Annotated in this window: 23 protein-coding genes; 2 read left to right on the top strand and 21 right to left on the bottom strand. The window is 38.1% G+C overall.

What is annotated here, in order from left to right; all coding sequences use genetic code 11:
- Nucleotides 1-25 precede the first annotated feature (25 nt).
- The 12 genes from bhn_RS05120 to bhn_RS15685 form a co-directional block, all read right to left on the bottom strand.
- Nucleotides 26-598, bottom strand: a complete 573-nt coding sequence (locus bhn_RS05120; protein ID WP_071175677.1) for a tetratricopeptide repeat protein — start codon at nt 596-598, stop codon at nt 26-28.
- 130 nt (nt 599-728) lie between these two features.
- Complete coding sequence (locus tag bhn_RS05115; RefSeq protein WP_071175676.1) at nt 729-1715, bottom strand: helix-turn-helix transcriptional regulator; 987 nt, start codon at nt 1713-1715, stop codon at nt 729-731.
- A gap of 1 nt (nt 1716) precedes the next feature.
- A complete protein-coding gene (locus bhn_RS05110) occupies nt 1717-2460 on the bottom strand; it encodes a hypothetical protein (RefSeq protein WP_071175675.1) in 744 nt (247 codons plus the stop codon).
- A gap of 97 nt (nt 2461-2557) precedes the next feature.
- On the bottom strand, nt 2558-3280 hold the full coding sequence (locus tag bhn_RS05105) for a hypothetical protein (protein WP_071175674.1): 723 nt from the start codon (nt 3278-3280) through the stop codon (nt 2558-2560).
- Nucleotides 3281-3850, bottom strand: a complete 570-nt coding sequence (locus tag bhn_RS05100) for an HD domain-containing protein (protein ID WP_071175673.1) — start codon at nt 3848-3850, stop codon at nt 3281-3283.
- Nucleotides 3851-3929: 79 nt separating this feature from the next.
- Nucleotides 3930-5201, bottom strand: a complete 1272-nt coding sequence (locus bhn_RS05095) for an AAA family ATPase (protein ID WP_071175672.1) — start codon at nt 5199-5201, stop codon at nt 3930-3932.
- Nucleotides 5202-5334: 133 nt separating this feature from the next.
- Nucleotides 5335-6069 carry a hypothetical protein gene (locus bhn_RS05090; RefSeq protein WP_071175671.1) on the bottom strand — a complete coding sequence of 245 codons (735 nt, stop codon included), beginning with the start codon at nt 6067-6069 and terminating at the stop codon, nt 5335-5337.
- Between the two features lie 51 nt (nt 6070-6120).
- Nucleotides 6121-7428: an McrC family protein gene (locus tag bhn_RS05085; protein WP_071175670.1), complete on the bottom strand. Its 1308-nt coding sequence runs from the start codon at nt 7426-7428 to the stop codon at nt 6121-6123.
- 12 nt (nt 7429-7440) lie between these two features.
- The gene (locus tag bhn_RS15920; protein WP_161487297.1) at nt 7441-10071 is read right to left on the bottom strand and encodes an AAA family ATPase; all 2631 of its coding nucleotides are present in this window, start codon (nt 10069-10071) and stop codon (nt 7441-7443) included.
- Between the two features lie 39 nt (nt 10072-10110).
- Nucleotides 10111-11133: a hypothetical protein gene (locus bhn_RS05075; RefSeq protein WP_071175668.1), complete on the bottom strand. Its 1023-nt coding sequence runs from the start codon at nt 11131-11133 to the stop codon at nt 10111-10113.
- 209 nt (nt 11134-11342) lie between these two features.
- A complete protein-coding gene (locus bhn_RS05070; protein WP_071175667.1) occupies nt 11343-11594 on the bottom strand; it encodes a DUF7678 domain-containing protein in 252 nt (83 codons plus the stop codon).
- 86 nt (nt 11595-11680) lie between these two features.
- On the bottom strand, nt 11681-11848 hold the full coding sequence (locus bhn_RS15685) for a hypothetical protein (RefSeq protein ID WP_161487296.1): 168 nt from the start codon (nt 11846-11848) through the stop codon (nt 11681-11683).
- Nucleotides 11849-12383: 535 nt separating this feature from the next.
- Between bhn_RS15685 and bhn_RS05060 the strand changes: the two genes are divergently transcribed.
- Both bhn_RS05060 and bhn_RS15680 read left to right on the top strand, forming a co-directional pair.
- Nucleotides 12384-12773, top strand: a complete 390-nt coding sequence (locus bhn_RS05060) for a hypothetical protein (RefSeq protein WP_071175665.1) — start codon at nt 12384-12386, stop codon at nt 12771-12773.
- A 60-nt stretch (nt 12774-12833) separates the two neighbouring features.
- Complete coding sequence (locus bhn_RS15680) at nt 12834-13052, top strand: hypothetical protein (RefSeq protein ID WP_071175664.1); 219 nt, start codon at nt 12834-12836, stop codon at nt 13050-13052.
- A gap of 384 nt (nt 13053-13436) precedes the next feature.
- Here bhn_RS15680 and rlmD read toward each other — a convergent pair whose 3' ends face one another.
- The 9 genes from rlmD to dxs form a co-directional block, all read right to left on the bottom strand.
- Nucleotides 13437-14849 (bottom strand): 23S rRNA (uracil(1939)-C(5))-methyltransferase RlmD, encoded by a 1413-nt coding sequence (rlmD, locus tag bhn_RS05050; protein WP_071175663.1) that lies wholly within the window; start codon nt 14847-14849, stop codon nt 13437-13439.
- Between the two features lie 12 nt (nt 14850-14861).
- Nucleotides 14862-15128 (bottom strand): DUF4366 domain-containing protein, encoded by a 267-nt coding sequence (locus bhn_RS05045; RefSeq protein WP_071175662.1) that lies wholly within the window; start codon nt 15126-15128, stop codon nt 14862-14864.
- 82 nt (nt 15129-15210) lie between these two features.
- Nucleotides 15211-17670: an ATP-dependent helicase gene (locus bhn_RS05040; RefSeq protein ID WP_071175661.1), complete on the bottom strand. Its 2460-nt coding sequence runs from the start codon at nt 17668-17670 to the stop codon at nt 15211-15213.
- Entirely contained in the window at nt 17670-18317 is a 648-nt protein-coding gene (locus tag bhn_RS05035; RefSeq protein WP_071175660.1) for a DUF1836 domain-containing protein, read from the bottom strand. The genes bhn_RS05040 and bhn_RS05035 overlap by 1 nt, the downstream gene beginning before the upstream one ends.
- A gap of 4 nt (nt 18318-18321) precedes the next feature.
- Nucleotides 18322-20013: a DNA repair protein RecN gene (gene recN, locus bhn_RS05030; RefSeq protein ID WP_071175659.1), complete on the bottom strand. Its 1692-nt coding sequence runs from the start codon at nt 20011-20013 to the stop codon at nt 18322-18324.
- Between the two features lie 39 nt (nt 20014-20052).
- Entirely contained in the window at nt 20053-20508 is a 456-nt protein-coding gene (gene argR / locus bhn_RS05025; RefSeq protein WP_071175658.1) for an arginine repressor, read from the bottom strand.
- A 28-nt stretch (nt 20509-20536) separates the two neighbouring features.
- Complete coding sequence (locus bhn_RS05020; protein ID WP_071175657.1) at nt 20537-21379, bottom strand: NAD(+)/NADH kinase; 843 nt, start codon at nt 21377-21379, stop codon at nt 20537-20539.
- Between the two features lie 20 nt (nt 21380-21399).
- Nucleotides 21400-22299 (bottom strand): TlyA family RNA methyltransferase, encoded by a 900-nt coding sequence (locus bhn_RS05015; protein WP_071175656.1) that lies wholly within the window; start codon nt 22297-22299, stop codon nt 21400-21402.
- A 6-nt stretch (nt 22300-22305) separates the two neighbouring features.
- Nucleotides 22306-24156 carry a 1-deoxy-D-xylulose-5-phosphate synthase gene (gene dxs / locus bhn_RS05010; RefSeq protein WP_071175655.1) on the bottom strand — a complete coding sequence of 617 codons (1851 nt, stop codon included), beginning with the start codon at nt 24154-24156 and terminating at the stop codon, nt 22306-22308.
- Between the last annotated feature and the right edge of the window lie 14 nt (nt 24157-24170).

Here is a 24170-nt window from a genome sequence, read left to right as displayed (position 1 = left end):
TACAAATAACCAATTGGGTTCTACATCAGAGTGCATTCATACTTGCTACCCTCTCACAAGCTTTCATATAGTAATCGCCGCCATAATACTTTTTCATTACTTCCATGTAATAATCTTTTGCCTTGCCCCAGTCTTTTGCCACACATAATCCGTGATAGAACATCTCACCCATAAAGAAATAGCCTAGGTCAGATCTCATTTGGCCAGCATTGCTATCTTCAGATTTTTTCAGAAATTCATAAGCCAATTGGTAATTCACAGGTAGGCCATCCCCGTCCAAATGCATTTTTGCAATTAGTTCATATCCAAATGTTTCTCCACTATTAGCCGCAAGATAATAAAATGCAACAGCCTTTTCAACACTTCTCTCAAGAATATCGCCATTTAGATAATCATCTCCTGCAAGAATAAATCCAGCAGGATTCCCATTTTCAACAAGATTTACTATGTACTCATTTCTTTTTTTAATAGCGAATGGATTACTATACAGCTCTGAAGACAATGAGGCCATGCCAATGAATGTCAGCATTGCTTCTTCATCACCATTATCAGCATTCTCTATTATTGTCATGATTTCTTTTCTTGTATCGTCTTTCATGGAGTAACCTCGTACTTCCTTGGGAAATAAAAAACATCGCTTCTTGATACCAATTAGAATATCAGAAGCGATGTACATTTTTTTGCACACAAAAAGGATCCGGAGCTCCTTAGGATTAATACATAATATTTTAATCACTATATCTTTTCATCATATCTTTCATATCCGAAATGATCTGATTTCTTAGTGATTCCGGCTCCAGTATTTCAACCGAAGGTCCATATTGTAGTGCCCAATACCTCATAGCCTTTTCATTACATGACACTCGAATAATAAGCTTATCCTCATATTCTTCCAGAATTTTAATGTCAGTACCAAACCAGTCTATAATATCCGAGAATACTTCCGGTGTTGTTTCCATCTTTACATTAACAGCGGGGCCGCTGAACATATACACATGCTCAGCCATATGCTTTGGAAGATTAAGCCCATGCTCTAGTCCTTCCACCTGCTTCATTGGCTTAACTTTGGTATCCAATTCCTTAACTTCAGTCATTTTATCGATTCTAAAATGGGAAACATTGTCATACCTATCATAGTTGCCAATCAAATAGAATCTGCCATTACAAGCCACAATCTGATATGGATTAACAATATAATGCATATTCCAGCGTGGATGCAGCTTAAAGTCCGTTCCCACATCGTTGTACATAAAGCTTACCTGATGCTTTGCAGCAATAGCATCATTAAGCGTATCCAAACCATACATAGCCTGTTTGTTAATAGTTCTGTTTAGCTCAGGCAGGTTGCTTACATGTGATACCTTCGCATTAAAATAATTACTGGCAAGTCCTTGGAGTTTGGCAATAAGATCCTTTGCTTGTTTCGTTGAAATAGACTTTGAAAAAAGCACACTATCAATAAGGATACGGAGTTCTGCATCATCAAATTCTCTATCAAGAAGCCTGTATCCATCTTCCATGTCAATTTCATAGCCAAGTTCCTTAAGAGACAGAACATTTGCTTTTACAGACCTCCTGTCACATGGCATATCATAATTCTTTTTCAATAGCTTTATGATTTCCTGCTGTGTCAAAGAATGATTCTCATCAGTGTACTGCCTAAGGATCTCAAGGATGAGCATATTAAGCATCTTCTTGTTTCCGGTAGCATACATGTCATTTACCTGCTTTCTCTATAAGAGCCTGTTGATAAATGTTGGTAACTGCATAATAATTTGCAAGATCCGGATAATGGTTTGCTGGGTGATAGTAATCTATGACAAGTCTCTCCCTGCCACATAAGTCCATATAATACGCCCAGTTATTAGAATTCTTTTTATAATCAACCTTAAAAACCTTGTCCATCAATATTCCAAAGGTGTATCCACATACAATAATATCCGCATCTATAAGTTCAAATTCCTTTATAATTTCTTCTCTGTCAGCCTCAGCATATGATGCTATCTCTTCATATACAGATTCACTATTTCCCCCACTCTTTTTGAGGTTCAGTACTGCTATTTGAGAAAAACACTCCTTATACACTTCTTCCGAAGGATCATGGTCATACTTAAAAATCTCTTTTGCTGTTGTGTGTTGCAATCCATTTGTCCAACGCGCAATCCTATTCCAAATTTGAATATCTGGTGCCCCTGATAGCCACGAAGCGAGATTAAAACCATCCGAATCATCCGTATATGCTTCTTTTAATACATATAAGATTTTTTTATGCGCATCGTCATCCCAAACAGCAAAATCAACTATCCCGTCTGGAATGAACCTATTTCTGCTATGGTTAATATTTACTTCATGCTGCTTTCCCTTAATAACGTAGCTCCTAACTTCAGGAGCTTTATTTTTCCATAACTCGAATAATTTCTCTAATGACGTGCAATTCCTTACTTCATCCACATATCCCATATACAAACCCTTTTACTTTTTCAACAATTCATTCGAATGTTTCATAAACATTCTTAACACTTGAAGCAATCTACTCGTTTGAATGATAATGTATCTATCATTTTAATATCCATTTACCTTCATCTGTCTTTTTAAATGCATCGCTATATTTCCCCACGTCAATAAATAATTCAAGCACACCCTCTGGTGTATCTTTGAAACCCGTCATTTTCTCAAAGACAAATGACATGTAATCGCGCCACGTCACTATATCTGTCGAATTATATGTAAAATCATTAGCAAAATTAAGAAGCACAAGTTTTATATCATCAAAAGCCTTTATCTCCTGCCTTTTTATCATATCTTTTATCATATGATAAAAAGTTAGCCTATTCGCAAGTTGATAATACTCTTCCATCCATAAGCCAAAATCAGCTTTCTTATAATATGTAGCATGTACTGTTTTCATAGCACATCTAATTTTATCTTTACTACTTGGATTCTTTGACATGCATTTGCTATTGAGCTCTTTTAAATGTGCCTTTGCCTCAATCAAAAACAAAGTCTGGTTATTATTACCAACAGCAATTCCATCCCACTGCGGTTGCCTTGATGGCCAGAATGAAAATAATTTCTGTATTTCATCTGGCTTAAGGCCAAGCAACTCTCCCTTCTGCTTTATTTCATATTCGCGATAATTTTCTTTAGGAAGTGGAGAAATCCAAGAAACATCTTGTCCTATTAATGCATTGATATCTTTTTCAAGTTCCGGATATTCTAGAACAGTTCCCATCCAAAACTTGCTTCCTTTTTTACCTTTTCCCAATGAAGTATTACTCACTTATGCATTTTCCTCCTGAACAAATCCACTCCAATTATCAGCATATTGCAGCAAGAGAGTTAACGGTTCCTCTCTAGATGCCACGCTTCTATTATCTTCCACATACTGACCATCATGATAAACAATAGCCTGAGCCTCTTCCTCGGTCAGAGGAAACTTGGCTCCAATAAGGTATAGGCTTCTTACAGGAACACTCATATACACTAGATTTTTATTGAATTTGTATGGCGGCCATGGCTTTTCCACATCCGCATTTTTGAAGTACTGCGGTTTTCCAGGAACTCCAGCCTTTCCTAGATCATGCATAAGAGCAACCACCACGCAACTTTCATCTGTAATATCAGGAGCAAGGATGTTCTTTATCTTCAGAAGATTCTCGGCCACATTTATACTATGCTCTAAAAGGCCATGTTCTGTGCATAAATGATAATGTGTTGACGCAGGGCAAGTCATATATGATGTCTCATTTTCAACAAAATCCATCAACTCGCCAAACTCTTTTCTCCTGTCAACAACTTTTTCCTTCAGGGCATTATATCTTTTCATTAGTTCATCGATTCTATCCGCCATTCCCACACTCCTATTTTATTCTTACACCATGTATTAATGTGCATAATTTTATACATTTAATACTCTTTTAATTCTTTGATTATTCTTTACCCATGACTAGCTTTTGGATATCACTATACACAAGTGTGGTTTTCGAAATTAAAGCATCAGCCATAGCATCAAGGATTTCTCTATTGTCTATCAAAAGTTTCTTCGTAGCCTGGTACTGTTGCTCCATGATGAGCGCCATTGTTCTATTCCTGTTTTCACCAGAAAAACTTGTAGTATCATCTTCAATCCAGTTGGAAAAGCCATATGTGCAGAAGTCATCTGCAATTTTAATTGCCCTATCAAATGCACTATGTAAATCTTTATTAGCGCCAAGATCTGCTTCCCCATACACAACCTCTGTAGCAGCCTTTCCTGCAAGAGAAGTTTTTATAAGATTCTCATAATATTCAAGAGTATTGCATTCATCGTCCTCTCTGCAGTATCTAACAAATCCCAATGTATCGCTGGATGACATTCTTATGGATGCTATTCCCACACTTCCAGGTATTAATAGTTCTCCAACAACAGCATGACCAGCTTCATGATATGCAATCCTTCGAAGCGTATCTGCACTTGGTTTCTTGTCATATTCTGGTGATTCAAAAACAAGATCAAGGCAAGCCGAAACAATATCTCCCATAGCTACTGTTTCTTTTCTGTTAAAAACTGCTTTCGATGCCGCCCTTGCAATAACGTTCTCAAGAGTTGCGCATGTTTCTCCGTATAATAACTTTGATATAGACAAGGCGTCCAAGTCAGTCCCCATCCTGGTTTTACTAAGATAATGTTCTATTATCTTTTCAGATTCATTAGGCTTAGGCAATCTAACATACAGGCATTTTCCCAATCTTCCGGGCCTTAATAACGATTTAGGCAATTTACGTATTTTATTCGCAGTAGCTATAATAAATACGCTCTCATCCTTTACTTCATCTATACAAGATTGAATCGTAACGAACTCTTCTGGATCATTGTCATCAAAATCATTACCGCCTTTTTCAGCAAACTTATCAATATCATCCAAAAAAACAATTGACGGTGCATTCTTCTTGGCTTCTTCAAAAGTCTTAACTATTTCATCAACAAACTTTCCGTCTGAAGCCTTCTTTCTACACACAAAGCACTTTCTGTCTGTTGCTTTTATCAAACAATTGGCCATAGTTGTTTTACCAGTGCCCGGGTTACCTTCAAGAATAATTCCTTTTTCCAATGAGGCTCCCATATCTTCATACATTTGAGTATTGTTCATCATATCAATAATGATATTTAACTCTTTCTTGATATCCTCATAACCAATAACTCCATAAAAATAATCTGCCATATCTTCTCACTATCCTTTCTTAAACATAGGCAATAAACGCGTTTTCCTTCATTTGTTGGTCATAGAATAGCAAAAGCGATGTACAAATTAATGCACATCGCTCAATAAACTAAAATTGCTTTATTTATAATGCTTATTCTCTAATACTAAAAATACTATTCATTTCATAATAGAAAGGACCTGCTATTCCGAGTTTTTTCATAAGCAGTTCAAGATTCACCCGATTCTCTTGCATTTCCTGCCATTGAATTCCTCCATAGTATACCAGCGGAGCCGCTTTCACATACTTTACATCATCGAATTCATAGCTCCTGATCAGGTTGCTGTGATTAGCCATTTTCCAATAAGTATAGCATTCAAGAGCACATCTTAGCATAGTTTCTTTACTGTCTGGTATCTTTAGTTCAAGGATGAATAAAGTATCATCATTTTTTGAGAGTAGATCAATTTTACCGACTCCTTCATCATTATTAGATTTCTTTAACGGAATCTGGTAATCGATTATTCTTCCAAAACCTTCATACATATGATTCGGAGATGATTTGCAATAATTAAACATATCCATAGCTAGCTTTTCTTCTACCCTATTGCTCTTTGGATCATATTTGCCGTCATGACCATCTATTTTGTATTTGCTTCTGTCTATCTGTTCTATAGCATCAAGAACGTCCGGGTTGGTCAATAGAAATTCAGCTACTATCTCTGTATAGAATTCTCTGTCTTCAGCTTCTTTGCTAGCTCTCACTTCACCTTTATAATTCACAAAACTTTCTTTATAAAACAATGCTCCGTTTTTTAGTGGTTGACCATGTAGATTTATATACTCATTACATTTATCCAATATTTCCCTTTTAGAATACTTTTTCATAAGATTCTCCACATAATAGTGAATTCAGGTAAAAATGGTTAGGTTTCTTCGTTATCCTATTCGCTCCTTTAATTCCTCTAAACTCTTATCTATATTTGCCACATCAACAAAAAATACATTTACATTTGTTCTGATACTGCTAACATCTGTCGCCAAGTAATGAATAGGAGGTTTGTCTTTCATATTTGCATTCAAAGGGTAAAGAAGCCAAATGTCAGAAGTATCGTATTTCTTTGAATATGCATACATTTGGTACATATCTGCCTGAGATATTCCATAATTAATACGTGGATCGGGGACAAGCTTTTTCCACTTGGTATCTAATACTACGATTCTATCTCCGTTTTTGATTACTATATCTGGGCGGAGCTTAAACTTCTTAGTAGGTTCTTCAAAAAGATACTTCCCTTTATCTTGGCTTGATACATGCCACCCCTCCGGGCCAAATACCTTTTTCATCTTCATCGCCACATAGCTTTCATACACAGATTCCATAGGAAAAAGTAATGCCCGAGAAGTTGTTTCTCCTGAGAAGGTTGAGAAACTCTTATTCATAAGAAACACCCTCGACCATGGAATCAAAGATCCATAGTCCTTGGTATTTCTGTCTATGGTAATCTTTGAAAAGTCAGAATAATAATTCTTTGAAGGGTCAACTAACTCGAATGCCACAAGGGCCTGCCGTATTTCTTTGCTGTTTTCGGCACTTCCTGTCAACCTCTGTAGTTTCAACAAAGTAGATTTAACTATTCTGTTCTCCGGTCTATCAAGCAAAAACTCGTCATGAGCCATATAGAATCGTTCTTTATGCGCAAGATTTGACTTAATGTGCTGATTTATCAGAAGCTTTCCTTTATAATAATTCAGATTTTCTTCCACGTTAACATATGCTGATTTAAGACCATGTTTCACCAGTTTTCTAACTTCTTGCAGATACATGTTTATGAATAGCTCATAGAGATTCATTCTATCGACTTTTAAACTAGTGGTATTGAAAGCTTTTCCAGGAAAGTCTTTCATACTTTTAAGCATATTCAGAAAAACTTCTTTAGTACGCTTATTATCTGCATCTGCCTCGCCCAAATATATCTTGGGTAAAATCTGAACCTGATAACCATTTTTCATTTGAATTAAACCAACATAATTCTTAATGGTTATAACATCACCAACATTACGCTTAAGCCCAACCTTCATGAAATCAAGAACATCTGCATTGTCTTCATTAGCTGTAAATTCGCGCACAAACCTATTGAGATCAGCAAAAGCCTTCTCATCCATATACTTATATTTATCGTTATGCTCATATTCTTTGTTTCCGATGATGGTGTCAAACTCTTGTACTTCAAAAGGTTTTTTCATGATAGTACCTATTTACATAATCTGCCTGTAAGCCTCTATGTTAGTGAATGCTTCTTTATTTATTTCGTACTCCATAGGCTTCTCATCAACAATATCTTCTACATTTCCCTTAAATGTCTGATCTAAATGAACTTCTTTATTAGTAACAAACTTCAAGGCGTCATCAGTCTTAGCATTATCACCTAGAACAAGCTGTATTTTCTGATAATCTTCATAGAAATACTCCTGCAATAGCGGAATAACAGCATTCTCAAAAATAGTAGCAAGCTTCTCTTTTGTCGGATTATCTTTCAGCCCCATAAAGAACGCATGTCCTATCGTATGCTCTCTGTCATATAAAAATTCTATTCTTTTATTGATTGTTCTTAACATTAGAGATACATCAAGATCCTGCCCACTGATTTTGTTTATACCTTCTAGCACAGCATCATTGGGCATCATCTCTACAAATGAAAATCTTCTTCGAAGTGCTGTATCAAGTAATGCAATGGACCTATCCGCCGTATTCATCGTCCCTAGAATATATACGTTACTTGGAACACTGAATTCTTCTCCTGAATATGGCAAAACTGCACTGGCAGCATCTAAGGCTCCTTCTCGCTTTGTATCCTCAATAAGAGTTATTAATTCACCGAATATCTTAGAAATATTGCCTCTGTTGATTTCATCAATTATAAACACATAAGGTTGTACTTCCTTTTCCACTTCAACCACAGGGTTCTGGCTATGTGCCTCCAAGATCTTTGATATTGTTTCCATTCCAATGTAGTCAAAAGCAAACAGCGAAAAACGAGCAAGCTGCTTCCTGCCCTTAGGAAGAAAACCAACAATGTCCTGATCAATATCTTTCACAAGCCACTCAACTTTTCTGCTTCTTGCATGGCGTTCACGAGATTCATCATATTCATAGTCACCAGTAATAACACCTATTGCATCTATGCTCTTATTAGTTTTCTCTATAACAACAACATCGCCTTTTTCCATAGTGTTCTTGAAGTCAAAGACCATATGTTTTCCATTCCATGAAGCATTTTCATCACCATAGAAATCACCTTCTATATCACTGTCCTTTACTTCATCCCATCCTAGACGTATTTCATTATTCGCAAAACACTCTGTCTTAAGCTTTGTTTTGCCTGTTCCCTCAAGAATCATTCCCCATATTCTAGGTTGTTCCTTAATTAGAGCAGTGCCTGTAGTATGCACCTTTATTGTTCTTGCTTCATTACAAAATTCTTTAAAGACTCCATCTGCAATTTCATAGCCAATGCCATTACTATCTTCTTTAAGTTGCGGCTTTATTCCTTCTATAAATTCCTCATATCCATAAGATTGGTGGAATGTGGTAAACACAATACGTTTTTCTGCCTTCAGCTTATTGAAACGCTCCATAATAGCATCTCTGTCTCCAAGTTCATCTATAGGCTTATCATCACATATAGATACTGCATAACTTGCAGTTGAATACGTTTTTCCTGTTCCAGGAGGTCCATAAAGTATTGTATTTAGTGACTTTACAGAGTTTCTTGCGTTTACATTCATAATATTTTCCTCTATTACGCCTTCATCCATGAGTTCTTTAATTGCTTCTTTTAGTGGTTCTCTTAATTTCCAGAGATATGTTCCCGCTTCCTCAGCAGTTGTTCTTCTTCCAACAAAAAGTATCGGCCAATATCTGCTGTTTTCTTCTGAACGTGGTAATGTGGGACAATTCGTTTTCTTTAAAATATTTTTTGCCAGGTTCGTAGCATTTGAATTGTAATATGTTGGAGTTTTGCCATACGTATTTGCAAGCTGTTTACAAGTTGCTTGACCTCCAACTTGATAAAATCTGTAGATAACTGCTTTTGCAGAATCACTTGTAACCTCCGGGTTCTGAAGCAGTTCTTTGTACTTTTCTTTGGTAATTCCTGGATTGTATTCTCTTAGTGAAGGCCAGAATTCGCCAAACAATTCACTTCCCACCACATCTATTCTTCTATAGTTCTTGAAAGGAAAGTTATTATCGCGATACTTTTCAATCACTCTACTATTAGCAATATAGTTGATAAGGGAATCTGATTTCTCTAGTGGCAATCCTAAGTCCTTATATATTCTGGCATTACTATCTCTATTGTTTATTATTGGAAACACATATGGTTTAAGACAGTGCAGCATTACAGAAGCTGAAGCTGCTTGCATTCCTTTAATTCCATGAGAAAAGACTGATTCTACTCGTTCAAACTCGCCGCCTTCCATATTTGCCACATCTACACACATCTTAATAAATGCACGGGCATTTTCATCACTCGTATCACCTGCAAAACTATAAAATCCCGTTCCAAACATTCCTACGCTGACATCACCCTTGGCATCAGCATCTGAATTTGAGTACTTGTCATAGCAAGCATTGTCCCAAATTCTATCAAGAACCTGGTGCATTCTATCCTTAGCATCATTAGGCAAATGCGTCTTATCAATACAGTCTTTCTTCTTCTCTATGTTTTGAGTCCACGTACCAATAGCCATTGCATAAATGGCATTAAGATCATCAACCGTACACTCCTCAGTGCTTTCCATATTTGCATACTCAGCTATTAGAGATCGCATCATCTCATAGCTGCCATCATGCTCATCTGGAATAAGTTCTTCACTTTGTTTCAAAATATCATAAGATTTTGACTCAATCATATTAGGTTCCTTTTATTCATTATCATAATCAATCAACTGGCCACAATTCGGGCATCTTGGAGCCTTCTTTAATTTATAACCACACTTTGCACATACATACCTAATTCCATCTGGGGTCTCTGTCTTTCTCTTAGGCGTTTTAGGGACGTTTATATCCTTATTATTAGCATTGTCTATCAATTCAATATCAGTCGTAGGATTGCCTAACAATCTTACTTTTGTGGCAATTCTCTTGGAAACTGATCTATTACCTTTGCTATTGACTTCATCATAAACATATACACCTCTAAACAGATACCCACCGTCAGTATCTTTGGCAAAAATAAGATCATATCCTTTATAAATATTTTCAGGTTTTTCTACGTAATCCGGACTTTTCTTTAGGTCCTCAAAAACCAGTTGGTTCCAGTCATCCGAAATAGTATTTATACAATCAAAAGCGGCTGACACTTTCTCGCCATTCTTGATTTTAGCCAATTTAGGAAACCACATCCTAAATTTCAAATTCCCATTAACTGAGGGATAGCATGCTTTCATCCATCCTGTATAATGCGTTCCAATACAAGCATTAATCGCTTCGAATATTGATTTGAACTCTATATGTTTGGAAACATCTAATACTTCAAACTGCTTACTATTCGGGCTGTCCAGCACTTGATCAATGTATTCTTCCAATTCACCTGTAATTTTCATCGGCCCCTGAACACTTTTTAATCCATGTTGAGCCAGCTCTTGATATGACAAGCCTGGGTTATCATATTCTTCCATCAGCTCCAACCTCATATACTTGCCATAGTTTTCAAAAGATGATCCATCATAAGTAAATTTATGATCATCAATTTCTGCTTTTGGAATATCCAGTTTTACAACTTTGCACTTTAACCTTATAGCTTTTACTGGCGCAGCAACATAAATATATGTTATATCACCCAATTCAGCCTTAATGCTCTGCTTCCAATCAATCTGCTGTAATTCATTAAATGCTGATACTGCATCAAACATATTTGGATTGCTTTGAATAAGCCACTTAGTCATAAAACAACCTCTTTATTCTCATTACTTTTTTGGAATACTAATTAAATGCCTTATAAGGGCACACATTATATTTTATCACCCAAATTTTATAAATTGTTGTTATTTCGGCTATTTTAAAAATACTTTTAGATAATCATAACAAAAGCGATGTGCAAATTAATGCACACCGCACTTTTACAAAATGATTTCATTTAAGCCCTTTCAGTCTTTCAGTTATAATCCTGCAAGCAAATGCTGTAGGCGGACATTACAGTCTGGTCGTTTTCATCCGGTTCGATATCCCAGCCACTGTCATAGCTGACAACTGTTTGGCCATCTATCTTGATCATGAGCTTGCTGATTCTTCCACCATTTATTCCAAATTTGCTGCCCTCGTCATAGGATTTCACCCAGTAATGAGCTATCTTTGTTTTCTTATCCTTTGTTGTTACGGGTATTCCAATTGTTCCTTCATGCCACATATGCATAACCTCCTTCGTTTTGGTATATACATTAGTCACTCTAAAGGCAGATAATAGCAAGCTTTATATACACATATTTTCAGTATTTATGCGGCTTCGTAGCTAAATTCCGTACCATCATAGAATCGGATTCGTAGGTTTCCTCTTTCAAAGACTGTTATGGTATCCATGACCTCTATCATTAGCTTGGGACCAAATTCCTGGATAGGTCCTTTCGCAGCTTCTTCCATAATATATCCAATTCTATTATTCATTTTTAGAACGCTTTACAAAATGAATTATTAAGCTATCATAATCTTTATTACTAAATTAATCTTCTTTCGGAGGAGAAAAATGGCATCAATACCAGAACCAATCAATCACAAAGAAACTGCTATAAATCAACATCTCGTCCCCAGATGCTATATGAAAGCATGGACATATAATACAGCCCAGTCATCTGTATGGTTATATAAAAGCAACGGTCAATTCACAGATTTAGAGTTATCATCCGAAAATACTTTTATTTCATTTAAATCCAAAAATAAACTCCATAGATAACTACTACGATATAAAAGCAGGTTCATATTTCATGCCAAATGATGCACTAGAAGAAATCTTTGGCCCAACAATGCACTTATCAGTTATACACAACTCAGAAAATTTAGATACTCCAGAAAAACGTAACCGCTCTTTTTTTATTTTGACGAGTGGATAATATCTGACAACTCAGGTTGTCTATTAACTCCAGAAGAAGTTGATCGCCTAAAAAAATATTTTCAAGATTCACGTTATGTTTTTATTGAAAAAATGTGGGGGCAAAAATATGAAGTCAAATGGCCAACCTACATCAACACTCTTTTTAATACACTTGTCACTGCCAAAACAGGTCAAAACTGCAAAACAAACAACGGAAGACTTATTTGTAATAGTATTACACAAGAAACACTTGACGAACTTATAAAGCAGCTAGTTATCTTTGATTTAAGAGGTTTTCCGAGTGATAATTATCTAAATCATGTAATTGACAGCGTTTTCAATACTATTCCAGAATTAGCAAATCAGAGAATTCCCACCTCTGAACAAATGCATCCAACGGAAACTACATATAAAAAACAATTCAAACATCAAAATGTATTGCATATCTGCTATGATATTTTGAATGGAAAGGATTTCTCTGGAACAGCTAAAACGATATAGGAAAGATATAATGAAAATCTTGTACCCCACTTCTGTTTAACAGATATATCGCATCCATTTTTGACTTCTGAGCATCCTGTATTCATAAACGATAGGATAGACGGAAAGAAAGAACAAATCTTTGTTGCACTTCCAACATTACTTATTGTATTTGGTCGTGGAGAAAAAGGGCAGTTTAGCATTAGTAATCTAACAAAAGCTGAGGTTGCCTACTTCAACAAGGCAATAATCAAAAACAATAAATACATCATTTCCTGCTCAAAGACTGTAGAAATCTAACACAGTAACGACATTTAAAAGGGAGACTACATTTAGTCTCCCCTTATTTATTATATAGAATTTCATTGTCCGTCAATATCTATGCCTTCTCTCAATACCTCCCCGCGGAGTTAAATGCCTCAAGAGCCATCAAGATACATCTTGGCGTACTATGTAAAATTCTTAAATATTTGCGTACAAAAACATTGTCCGCAGATAGGTTTTTTTTCCTATCCCCCAAAGTTCATTGTGCGCTAAAAGTACATAATTTTTGCTTCGATTTTAGTCGACATGTTTCCTTGTAAAACCGCCTCAATCCCGTTGGCTTCTCACCACTTTTTCACAAGGAAGTTCTGCTCTCGCCCCAAAATACGGGGCTCGCCAGAACAACAGTCGTCTCTAAACTCAAACTTCCTTATCAGTCGTTTTCGTTAAGAGAACGACTGTTTCAACATGGCTTGTCCATGGGAACTGATCTACAGCTACAGCTCTGCTCATCATGTAGCCGTTCTCCTGAAAGATCTCCAGGTCGCGGGCAAGGGATGTAGGTTTGCATGATACGTAGATCATATAATTTACGCCGTAATCAATAATCTTCCTCAGTGCCTTAGGATTGATACCATCACGAGGAGGATCAAGAATGATAAGGTCTGGCTTATCTTCAATGTCATCGAGAACCTTAAGGACGTCACCTGCGATGAACTCGCAGTTATCCAGGTGATTGAGCTTAGCATTCTCTTTAGCTGCCTCAACAGCTTCCTCAACAATTTCAACGCCGATAACTTTCGTTGCTACTGGTGCAAGGAGTTGAGCGATAGTTCCGGTTCCTGAATAAAGATCAAATACGACTCCGTCATTTTTGATATTGCTCTGATCATACAAGCTGCGAATGTAATCACGAACTGTCTGATAGAGAACTTCAGCACTTAAGCTATTTGTCTGGAAGAATGAAAAAGGTGTGATTCTGAACTTAAGACCAAGAATCTGCTCATAAAAGAAGTCCTGACCATAGAGGATTTCTGTGCCTTCATCAATTACAGCATCTGCAAGAGAGTCATTCTTAGTATGAAGGATACCTGCAATCCTGCCATCCAACTGAAGATTTAAAAGTGCCTCCTTAAAGCCAGTAAGATCATGCTCTTCCTGAGTTGTTGTAATAAGGTCAACCAGGATATCACCTGTTCTAACGGCTTTTCTCACAAGAAGGTGTCTAAGATAGCCTTCCTGCTTCATTCTGTGATAGAAGGTAATCTTCTTTTTCTCATACAATGGCGAGAAGTAATCTACAGTAGCTGAGAGGATTGCTCTGTAATCATCGTCTACGATGCGACAACCGCTGACAGTTACGATATCATAAAAGCTCCCTTTCTTGTGCATTCCAAGAGAGAGAGGTCCTCCCATGATCTCATCACCAAAGGTGAATTCCATCTTGTTTCTATATGCATACTTAACAGGGCTGGTCTTGATACCCTCCCATGTAAAGCGAATAGAGTTTCTCTCTACAGCTGGTTTTAAAAGGCTTCTTACCTGCTGTTCCTTAAGACCAAGTTCCTTGACATAAGGCATAGTAAGATAGCTACATCCACCACATTTTCCAAAGTGAATGCATGGGCTCTCATTTGAATCAGGAGCTTCTTCTAATACTTCAAGAAGTCTTCCTTCTGCCCTGCCATTTCTAACCTTCTGTATCTGTACTGAAACTTTCTGATCAGGAAGAGCACCTTTTACAATGACTTTTCCCTCTTCTGTCTCAAGAACTCCCTTATTTGGGAACTCTACTCTTTTAACTATTCCTGTTACAATGTCTTTTTTCTTCACGGTAATTAATTCTTAACTTTCCCTGATAAAATCTTCGTCATCGAAGTCATCTTCGAAATCGTCGAAATCATCATCATAATAATCATCTTCAAAGGCTGGTGTCATGTAACGATATACAAGGTATGAAATGATTGCTACAGCTGAAATAGATCCAATCACAGCCAAAATCCAAAGGATCACGTTAGAAGGCTTCTTAGCGTTTGCAGCCTCTCTCTTGTCCAGAAGTTCGTTAATTCTTGTAAGTTCAATAATGTCGTCAATCTTTGATTTTACTTCCATCTTAGTAACCCCTTTCTCGAATAAATAATCTAGATTAAGTATAGCATATATAATATTAAACGTAATTGAATGCCGAATTTTTTCACACTTTCTTAAGTTTTGCAAAAGCAGCATACATGATCTTCTGACCACAATCATCAAAGTTAACTGTAACCTTGTAGTCACGTGGTCCTTCTTCAAGAGATGTTACTACTCCTACGCCGTATTTAATGTGTGATACCTTATCTCCAACATTGTAATCAGGCTTGGATGCTGACATTGGCATTCCCTTAGATAGACCTGCAAGAGTGCCCTTAGTGTGTGTCTTGGCTGCGCCAGCAATGTAAGGCTTACTCTGTGGAACTGCCCTTGGCTTTTTAGGAGCAGGCTTTGCCTTTAGCTTGTAAGAATTGGAGAGCTGTGAAACTCCGCTGCTACTTCCAAAGTTCTTGTTCTGATAGGATGACTTAAGGCTTGGTCCATCATAGTCGTCAAAAGAGCTGTTTCTACGGGACTTTCCATAAGTACTCTCTACGCCTTCATACTCGTCAATTGATTCGCCATCATCAAAAAGAAATGCTGGCTTACTACTTTGAGGCTTGGCGTTTTCAAGCATATTGTCAGGAATCTCAGTAACAAAGCGGCTGAGCCTGTTGTACATGGTCTCGCCTCTTACCATTCTGCGTCTTGCAGCAGTTAAAGTAAGATGCTTTTTTGCTCTTGTGATTCCTACATAAGCAAGTCTTCTCTCCTCTTCAATGCCCTCAGGATCAGAATCCTCGCACTGAAGTGTCATGTAAGATGGGAACACGCCCTCTTCCATACCTGCAAGATAAACATGCTCAAACTCAAGTCCCTTAGCACTATGAAGTGTCATAAGAAGGACTTTTTCACCATCCTCATCTACTCTATCAAGGTCAGAAATAAGAGCTACATTCTCCAAATATCCTGATATACTTGGAGTTTCATTACCTTCTTCCTCAACGCGTCTTTCATATTCAACAATGGCTGAGATCAACTCATCCAAATTGCCTTTTCTGCTATTATCACCGCTATTGTCTTCTTCATCTTCATCCAAAGTTTCTACATACTTCATGTAGCCAGTAACATCAATGATGTCTTTAGTTAAGTCTTCCACAGAATAGCTTTTGGCTTTTGTTCTAAAAGCTCTGATCATTGTAACAAAATCTTTTAATTTGCTAGCACTTCTAGCAACTGCAACAATTTGATCAGCTTCGCACAAAGCATCATAGAAACTAATTTGTCTCTCTATAGCATATTCCTGAACATATTCAATGGTCGTTGCTCCAATGCCTCTCTTAGGAACATTGATAATTCTTTTTACTGCGATATCATCCTGACCATTATCAATAACTTTCAAATACGCTAAAATGTCCTTTATTTCTCGTCTCGAATAGAAATTCACTCCACCAACAACATTGTATGGAATTCCTTCCGCTGCAAACCATTTTTCAAAAAGACGAGATTGTGCATTAGTTCTATACAGAACGGCTACATCGTTATAATTTAATTTGCCGCTTCTTTTTAATTTGCCCAAATCTGTAGCAACGAACTTAGCTTCATCTTCTCCTGTATCAAACTGCACGAGCTTAACCTTATCCCCATCCTTTTGATCTGTCCAAAGAGCCTTGTCTTTACGGCCGTAGTTGTTACTGATGACAGCATTGGCAGCATCGAGGATTTCCTGGGTTGAGCGGTAGTTTTGCTCAAGTTTTATTACAGTTGCATCAGGATATACCTTCTCAAAATCAAGGATATTTCTGATGTTAGCACCCCTGAATCTGTAGATACTCTGGTCATCATCACCTACAACGCAGAGGTTTCTGTACTTATCAGCAAGGAGCCTTATGAGCTCAAACTGAGCATTATTGGTATCCTGGTACTCATCCACCATGATATAGCGAAATCTGTCCTGATAAGCTTCAAGAACATCAGGATTAGTCTTAAAGAGCTCTACAGTCTTAAAGATAAGATCATCAAAGTCCATGGCATTATTCTTTTTGAGAGCATTCTGATACTCAGTATATGCCTTTGAAATGCGGACCTTGTTATATTCATTATTTGTACTTAATGCGTATTCTTCTGGAGAAACCAGGTTGTCTTTACATCTGGATATGCTACCCATGATATTGCGAAGCTTGAGCTGAGTAGTTTCAAGCTGAAATCTCTTACAGATATCCTTCATCAGACTCTTAGAATCATCAGTATCGTAGATTGTAAAATTATTATCGAAGCCAAGTCTGTCGGCGTATCTTCTAAGGATCCTTACACAACTGGAGTGGAAGGTTGAAACCCAAATGCTCTCAGCTCCGAAGCCGACGATCTTGTCTACTCTTTCACGCATCTCACCTGCTGCCTTGTTAGTAAAGGTGATAGCCATTATATTCCATGGATTGACGTTGCATTCATCAACGAGATATGCAACTCTGTGAGTGAGGACTCTGGTCTTACCTGAACCTGCTCCTGCCAGGATCAATACCGGACCATCAGTCTGAAGAACAGCTTTTTTCTGCTGCGTATTAAGTGTATCGTAAATTCCCATTACTTCTTCTTTTCCTTGCTCTTATCTTTCTTTGCCTTCGCCTCGTCCTCATCTTTGGTCACGTTATCAAGAATCTTCTCTATGAGAAGCTTTTTAACATAAACATCATAGGATAAAAGAGTTATGAAGGAAAAGAGCTGCATTCTCTTTTTCTCATCCTCTGTAATATCAAGGTTTGTGAAGGTCTCGCCTGCTCTCTTATATTTCTTTTTAAGGTCTTCTATAACAGGTTCAAGTTCTTCCTTCTGAAGATCAAAGGCTGTTTCATATATCTTACTAAGATTTAGTTCGTCATCACTTACGTGGAACCTGTTTTTCAATGGTTCAATAAGTGTCTGTATGTCATTTATAGATAAAATACTCTTAAGATAATAGATGAATATCAAAAGAATAAGATGATCTTTAGAATACTTCTTTCTCACTGGAGGTGGTAAAAGATCATTCTTGGCATAGTTATTGATCATGGTCTTAGTTAGGATCTTGTCAGTCTCAGGATGTCTTGTTGTCTTTTTGAGTCTCTCATCCATGAAGGTCGTGAGCTGATCCATATACAGATCAATATTTGGAATCTCATCAAGAGGAATAGTATCTATTCTTCCAAGAGAAGCAATTATGCTGTTCATAAGATCATCATTGTCGATAGTCATCTTTTTATCCTCGTTTAGTCTCTTCTGCCAATTTGCGCATCTCAAGTGCGTTTTGGATAACTGCATCAGTGATCTCTTCGCCACCAAGAAGTCTAGCCAGCTCACTTGTAGAAGCATCTGCGTCAAGCTTTGAAATGCTTGTTACTGTTCTGCCATCATCAAGGCCCTTTTCAATCATGAAATGAGTATCTGACATAGCCGCAATCTGTGGAAGATGCGTGATGCAGATAATCTGATGATCCTTTGAAAGTTCGCCCAACTTCTGGGAAACCTTCCAGGCTGTTCTGCCGCTGATTCCGGCATCAATCTCATCAAATATTAGAGTGCTGATATCGTCCTTGTCAGCAACCACAGTCTTTAATGCAAGCATGATCCTTGAAAGTTCGCCACCGCTGGCGATCTGATCAAGTGGTCTCATGGCTTCACCAGGGTTTGTTGATATCATGAACTGTGCATCATCATAGCCCTTTGAAGAAATCTTATCTTCATCACTCTTTATTTCTATTTCAAATCTCACATCCAGGAAATTAAGGTCAATAAGGGCCTCAGTGAGCTTATCCTGAAGAGATTTTGCTCCCTTCTTCCTGATATCCGAGATTTTTTTACATAGTAAAAGAACTTCTTTCTTCTTGTCGTTTAAAGACTTAGTAAGCTTATCCCTTACAGCATCAAGGTCTGAAAGAGCTTCAAGCCTACTAGACTTTTCCTCAAGGTACTCAAGAACCTTTTCTAAGCTTCCGCCGTACTTGTCCTTAAGATGATTTAAGGTATTAAGTCTGTCTTCTGTATTTCTAAAGTCTTCGTCATCAAACTCAAGGTCAGAGACATAATCTGACAAGCTGTGATTAAAGTCTGTCAGGAGGTTCTCTATGTCTGATAACTGGGACAAAAGATCTTCTATATCGCTGTCATAACCTGAAACAGATGACAGCTCCCTTACAGCGCGGCCAATAAGGTCAGATGCGCTATCTTCTCCGTCGTTACCTGAAGTCATGGCTGATGCTGCATAGGCTGCTTCAGAAATCTTTCTGCTGTTTACCATCTTGTGGTATCTGCTCTCAAGCTCTTCGTCTTCGCCAAGAACTACATTTGCATCATTTATCTCATTAACTTCAAACTCCAAAAGCTCCTGCTCTCTAAGCCTTGAAGATTCATCCATGCTCATGTCCTCAAGTTCTTTTTCAAGAGATCTCATCTCTTCATATCTAAGCGAAAGCTCCTGAAGCGGAGTTTTTAGCTCATTCATACAATAATCATCAAGAATCTCCATGTGCTTTTTCTTGTGAAGAAGCTCTTGATGATCATTTTGTCCGTGGATATTTATGAGAATGCTGGCAATATCTTTGAGCTGCCTGGCTGAAACAGTCTCGCCGCAGATCTTAGACACGCTTCTTCCAGGCATGATCTTGCGCTGGATGATTACAGTTCCATCCTCATCAAGGTCAATATCCATATCCTTTATGAACTTTTTTTGCTGATCATTTAATTCCCCAAAAATAAGCTCCACCAGTGCTGACTCTTCGCCGGTCCTGATAAGGCCAGCATCTGTCTTGCCACCAAGAGCAAGATTGACTGAACCTATGATGACTGATTTACCAGCACCTGTTTCACCGGTAAGAATATTTAGTCCCTTGGAAAACTCGATCTCCTGCTCTTTTATAAGAGCCAGGTTCTTTACATGCAAACTATATAACATTTTTCATCTCCTCTAAAAGAGGACCCCGCCAAAGTCTATTTAGTCTTCATTCATGAGATTCTGGATCTCTTCCATGATCTCTACTGCTTCTTCGTTGTTCTTGATGGCAATCATGATAGTGTCATCACCAGCAATGCATCCAACGACCTGTGGAAAATTAAGTGCATCAAGGGCTGCAGCAAGGGCCATAGCCATACCTGATACTGTCTTCATAACTAATATATTCTGAGCCAGATCCATGCTTACAAATCCAGCCTTGAGAACGCTGACATATTTGTCCTGCATTACATCGCTATCTGCAGTTGTATACACATATTTTGACTTACCATCTTCAGTTACCTGCTTGGTAAGCTTCATCTGTCTTATATCTCTTGAAACTGTTGCCTGAGTAACATCATAGCCTGCGTCCTTTAAAAGAGCTGCAAGCTGCTCCTGTGTCTCAACAACATTTCTCGCAATGATCTCGATGATCTTGTCGTGTCTGTTTTTCTTCATTTCTAACCATCCCCTTCATATTCAAATATTATCTGAACTTTTCGCCAAGAACCTGTAAAAAGCTAACCCTATTGAGCTTAAGTATCCTGGTTGTCATATTGGACCTCTGAACCCCGATCCTATCCCCTGTTGTCATTTCAATTATACCGCATCCATCAAAGCTGGCCACAACCTTTTGACCGATGTTGTCTCTAAAGGACCCAATCTCAACTTCAACCTTGGTCTTTGATGAAAGCACCAGGCTCCTTGAATTGAGAGTATGTGGACATATTGGAGTTATAAGTATCATATTAGCTGAAGGCTCCACGATAGGACCGCCTGCTGACATATTGTAGCCTGTTGATCCGGTAGGAGTTGAAACTATGATACCATCTGCGTGATAAGTGCAGAGCAAAAGATCATTAACGTAAATATTGTAATCTATTGCTGAAATAGATGAATACCTTGTAATAGCAATATCATTGAGACAATAATCCTTCTTGTCTCCCATACTGCCATCAAGCATCATTCTATCCTCTATCTCGTACTTTCCGGCAAGAATCTGCTCAAGAGCATTGTCAATCCCATTTTTTTCGACTTCAGCAAGATATCCAAGTGTTCCTAAATTGACACCAATGATCGGGATGTCATAGATAGCGGCACTTCTTGCCGCCTGAAGCATTGTGCCATCGCCGCCAAGGACAATACAAAGGTCAGAATCTTTTGGAATAGCACTCTTAAACTCTTTTCCTGTGTGCTTGTCGTCTCTGATCTTTTCACTCTCAGCAATAACACATTTCTTTCCGTTTTTTTCAAGATATCCCTTGATATAATTAGTGATCTCAAGGTTTATATCCTTGTTTCTGTTAGTAACTATACAAAAGTTATCCATCTAAATTCCCCAATAATGCTTTAATCAAGTTTGCCGTGGGCTCTGTCTACTGTCTCTGCAATGAGCTTTTCCATCTCTTTAGTATGTGAGATTCCTGTTCCAGCTTCACATACCTCTTTTAATATCTTCTCACCATCAACCTCTGTGAGCTCAGAAACTTTTTCATTAAGCTCAGGATTCTTTCTGATGTGGATCAGATACTCTATGTTTCCTTCTGGTCCCTTGATAGGTGAATAATCAAGGTTAAGCACCTCAAAGCCAGCTATATCAACGAAATCCATGATCCTGTGTACAACTTCTTCATGAACCTTTGGATCTCTTACTACTCCTTTTTTACCAACCTTATCTCTTCCTGCTTCAAACTGAGGCTTGATAAGGCATACCATTTCTCCGCCGTCCTTAAGAAGATTTCTTGCAGGAAGCAGGATCTTGGTAAGTGAGATAAAAGAAACATCGCAGGATGCAAAATCCAGGTCATCCTGTATGTCTGCTCTTACCATATATCTAAAGTTGGTTTTTTCCATGCAGACAACTCTGTCATCGCTTCTAAGTTTCCAGTCAAGCTGTCCATGACCTACATCAACTGAATATACCTTTGTAGCTCCATTTTGAAGCATACAATCTGTAAATCCGCCAGTTGAAGCACCTATATCCATACACACCTTTGAATCAAGTGAAAATCCAAAGTTGTTAACTGCCTTTTCAAGCTTAAGGCCACCTCTGCTAACGTATGGAAGAGTATCTCCCTTTACTTCCAGTGATGTGATCTTAGCTTCTTCAAAAGTAGTTCCCGGCTTATCTTCTCTTTGTCCATTTACAAAGACATCGCCAGACATTATAAGGGCCTTTGCTTTTTCTCTTGAAGTAGCAAGACCTCTGTTTACGAGAAGAACATCAAGTCTCTCTTTTTCTTTTGCCATAATAAATTACCTGTGTATTTCTTTTAATATCCTATCTGCAATAGACTTAGCATCTATTCCAAGTTCCTGTCTGAGCTTGTCTACATTTCCATGAGTTACAAACTGATCAGGAATAGCTATCTGAAGCATATCAGCATCGATCTTGTTCTCATCAAGATATGCTCTTACTTTCTCGCCATAACCACCGCAGGCAACGTTCTCTTCCATTGTTACAAAGAGCTTGTGGTCCTTGGCTGCCATGTGAATGTAATCAGTATCTATAGGCTTAGCAAATCTTGCATTTACAAGGCTACACTTAAGTCCGTTTTCTTTGAGGATATTTCTGACTTCTTCGGCAATCTTGACCATGCTGCCAAGAGCAAGAAGACAGATGTCTTTTTCCTCATAGATTGGTTCGCACTTGCCCATCTCTATCGGTGCTCTGAACTCCTTGAGTCCATCATAGGCGTTTCCTCTAGGATATCTGATGGCAGTTGGTCCGTTAAACTCAATTGCAAACTTCAGCATATCTGAGAGTTCCCATTTATTCTTTGGAGCCATGATGTGCATATTTGGCATAGTTGAAAGATATGATATATCAAATATACCCTGATGTGTCTCGCCGTCACTTCCTACAAGTCCTGCCCTGTCTACAGCAAAGACTACAGGAAGATTCTGAAGACATACATCCTCCATGATCTGGTCATATGCTCTCTGAAGGAAGGATGAATAAACTGCAAATACTGGTCTGTATCCACCTGCAGCCATACCAGCTGCGAAAGTAACAGCATGCTCTTCAGCAATACCTGCATCCACAAATCTATCCTTGTACATATTTCTGAATCTCTTAAGACCTGTACCATCAGCCATAGCCGCCGTAATAGCTACCACCTTGCTGTTCCTGTCTCCGAGCTTACACATGACTGTACTGAAGATATCCTGATAGTTAGCAGTAGTCCTAGGATTTCTAGGAAGTCCATTCTCAATAAGGAAAGGCTCCGTACCATGGAATCTTGCAGGATGTCTCTCTGCCGGCTCATAGCCCTTACCTTTTTTGGTCATGACATGGATCATAACTGCCTTTTTGACCTTCTTAGCCTCTTTGATGGTTCTGATAAGGCCTGCTGTATCATGTCCATTAACTGGTCCAAGGTATGTTATTCCAAGGTTTTCAAATACCATTCCAGGGACAAAGAGCTGCTTAAAGCTGTTCTTGGCTCTTCTGATTCCAGTAACTGCTTTTTTATTCTTGCGAAGCTGAGCATACACGTCCTCTTTGAGGTTTAGGTACCCTTCTGCAGTACGAACGCCGTTAAGGTACTTGTTCATACCTCCTACGCTCTCAGAAATAGACATCTCGTTATCATTTAAGATGATGATAAAGTTAGTCTCCAATTTGGCTGCGTTATTAAGAGCTTCATAAGCAAGTCCACCAGTAAGAGATCCGTCACCAATAACAGATACTACTGTGTAATCATCCTGCTGAAGATCTCTTGCCTTGACCATTCCAAGGCCTGCAGAAATAGATGTTGAGCTGTGGCCTGTATCAAAACAGTCTGTATCGCTCTCACATCTCTTTGGAAAACCACTGATCCCGCCATACTGACGAAGAGTGTTGAACTTATCTTTTCTGCCAGTAAGGATCTTGTGAGTATATGACTGGTGTCCTACATCCCATATTATCTTGTCTTCTGGAAGATCTAAAGCTGCATGGAGAGCCATTGTAAGTTCAACCGTTCCAAGGTTTGAAGCTAAGTGTCCACCTGTGATTGAAAGGTTGTCTATCAAAAACTCTCTGATTTCCTGAGCAAGTTCAGGATATTTATTTGCAGGGATATTCTTTATATCTCCAGTTTTATTTATCTGATCAAGCAGCATGTTCGTCTACCATC

Origin of the sequence: Butyrivibrio hungatei, from assembly GCF_001858005.1 — a bacterium.
GTDB classification, from domain to species: Bacteria; Bacillota; Clostridia; order Lachnospirales; family Lachnospiraceae; genus Butyrivibrio; species Butyrivibrio hungatei.
The sequence above is the reverse complement of the archived record's forward strand: the minus strand, read 5'-3'. Positions and strand labels throughout refer to the sequence as shown.

Excerpts from the sequence above, each read along its gene's own strand:
- bhn_RS05120 (WP_071175677.1), bottom strand. The coding sequence starts at position 598 with ATGAAAGACGATACAAGAAAAGAAATCATGACAATAATAGAGAATGCT.
- bhn_RS05115 (WP_071175676.1), bottom strand. The coding sequence starts at position 1,715 with ATGTATGCTACCGGAAACAAGAAGATGCTTAATATGCTCATCCTTGAG.
- bhn_RS05110 (WP_071175675.1), bottom strand. The coding sequence starts at position 2,460 with ATGGGATATGTGGATGAAGTAAGGAATTGCACGTCATTAGAGAAATTA.
- bhn_RS05100 (WP_071175673.1), bottom strand. The coding sequence starts at position 3,850 with ATGGCGGATAGAATCGATGAACTAATGAAAAGATATAATGCCCTGAAG.
- bhn_RS05095 (WP_071175672.1), bottom strand. The coding sequence starts at position 5,201 with ATGGCAGATTATTTTTATGGAGTTATTGGTTATGAGGATATCAAGAAA.
- bhn_RS05090 (WP_071175671.1), bottom strand. The coding sequence starts at position 6,069 with ATGAAAAAGTATTCTAAAAGGGAAATATTGGATAAATGTAATGAGTAT.
- bhn_RS05085 (WP_071175670.1), bottom strand. The coding sequence starts at position 7,428 with ATGAAAAAACCTTTTGAAGTACAAGAGTTTGACACCATCATCGGAAAC.
- bhn_RS05075 (WP_071175668.1), bottom strand. The coding sequence starts at position 11,133 with ATGACTAAGTGGCTTATTCAAAGCAATCCAAATATGTTTGATGCAGTA.
- bhn_RS05070 (WP_071175667.1), bottom strand. The coding sequence starts at position 11,594 with ATGTGGCATGAAGGAACAATTGGAATACCCGTAACAACAAAGGATAAG.
- bhn_RS15685 (WP_161487296.1), bottom strand. The coding sequence starts at position 11,848 with ATGAATAATAGAATTGGATATATTATGGAAGAAGCTGCGAAAGGACCT.
- bhn_RS05060 (WP_071175665.1), top strand. The coding sequence starts at position 12,384 with ATGTGGGGGCAAAAATATGAAGTCAAATGGCCAACCTACATCAACACT.
- bhn_RS05045 (WP_071175662.1), bottom strand. The coding sequence starts at position 15,128 with ATGGAAGTAAAATCAAAGATTGACGACATTATTGAACTTACAAGAATT.
- bhn_RS05040 (WP_071175661.1), bottom strand. The coding sequence starts at position 17,670 with ATGGGAATTTACGATACACTTAATACGCAGCAGAAAAAAGCTGTTCTT.
- bhn_RS05035 (WP_071175660.1), bottom strand. The coding sequence starts at position 18,317 with ATGACTATCGACAATGATGATCTTATGAACAGCATAATTGCTTCTCTT.
- recN (WP_071175659.1), bottom strand. The coding sequence starts at position 20,013 with ATGTTATATAGTTTGCATGTAAAGAACCTGGCTCTTATAAAAGAGCAG.
- argR (WP_071175658.1), bottom strand. The coding sequence starts at position 20,508 with ATGAAGAAAAACAGACACGACAAGATCATCGAGATCATTGCGAGAAAT.
- bhn_RS05020 (WP_071175657.1), bottom strand. The coding sequence starts at position 21,379 with ATGGATAACTTTTGTATAGTTACTAACAGAAACAAGGATATAAACCTT.
- bhn_RS05015 (WP_071175656.1), bottom strand. The coding sequence starts at position 22,299 with ATGGCAAAAGAAAAAGAGAGACTTGATGTTCTTCTCGTAAACAGAGGT.
- dxs (WP_071175655.1), bottom strand. The coding sequence starts at position 24,156 with ATGCTGCTTGATCAGATAAATAAAACTGGAGATATAAAGAATATCCCT.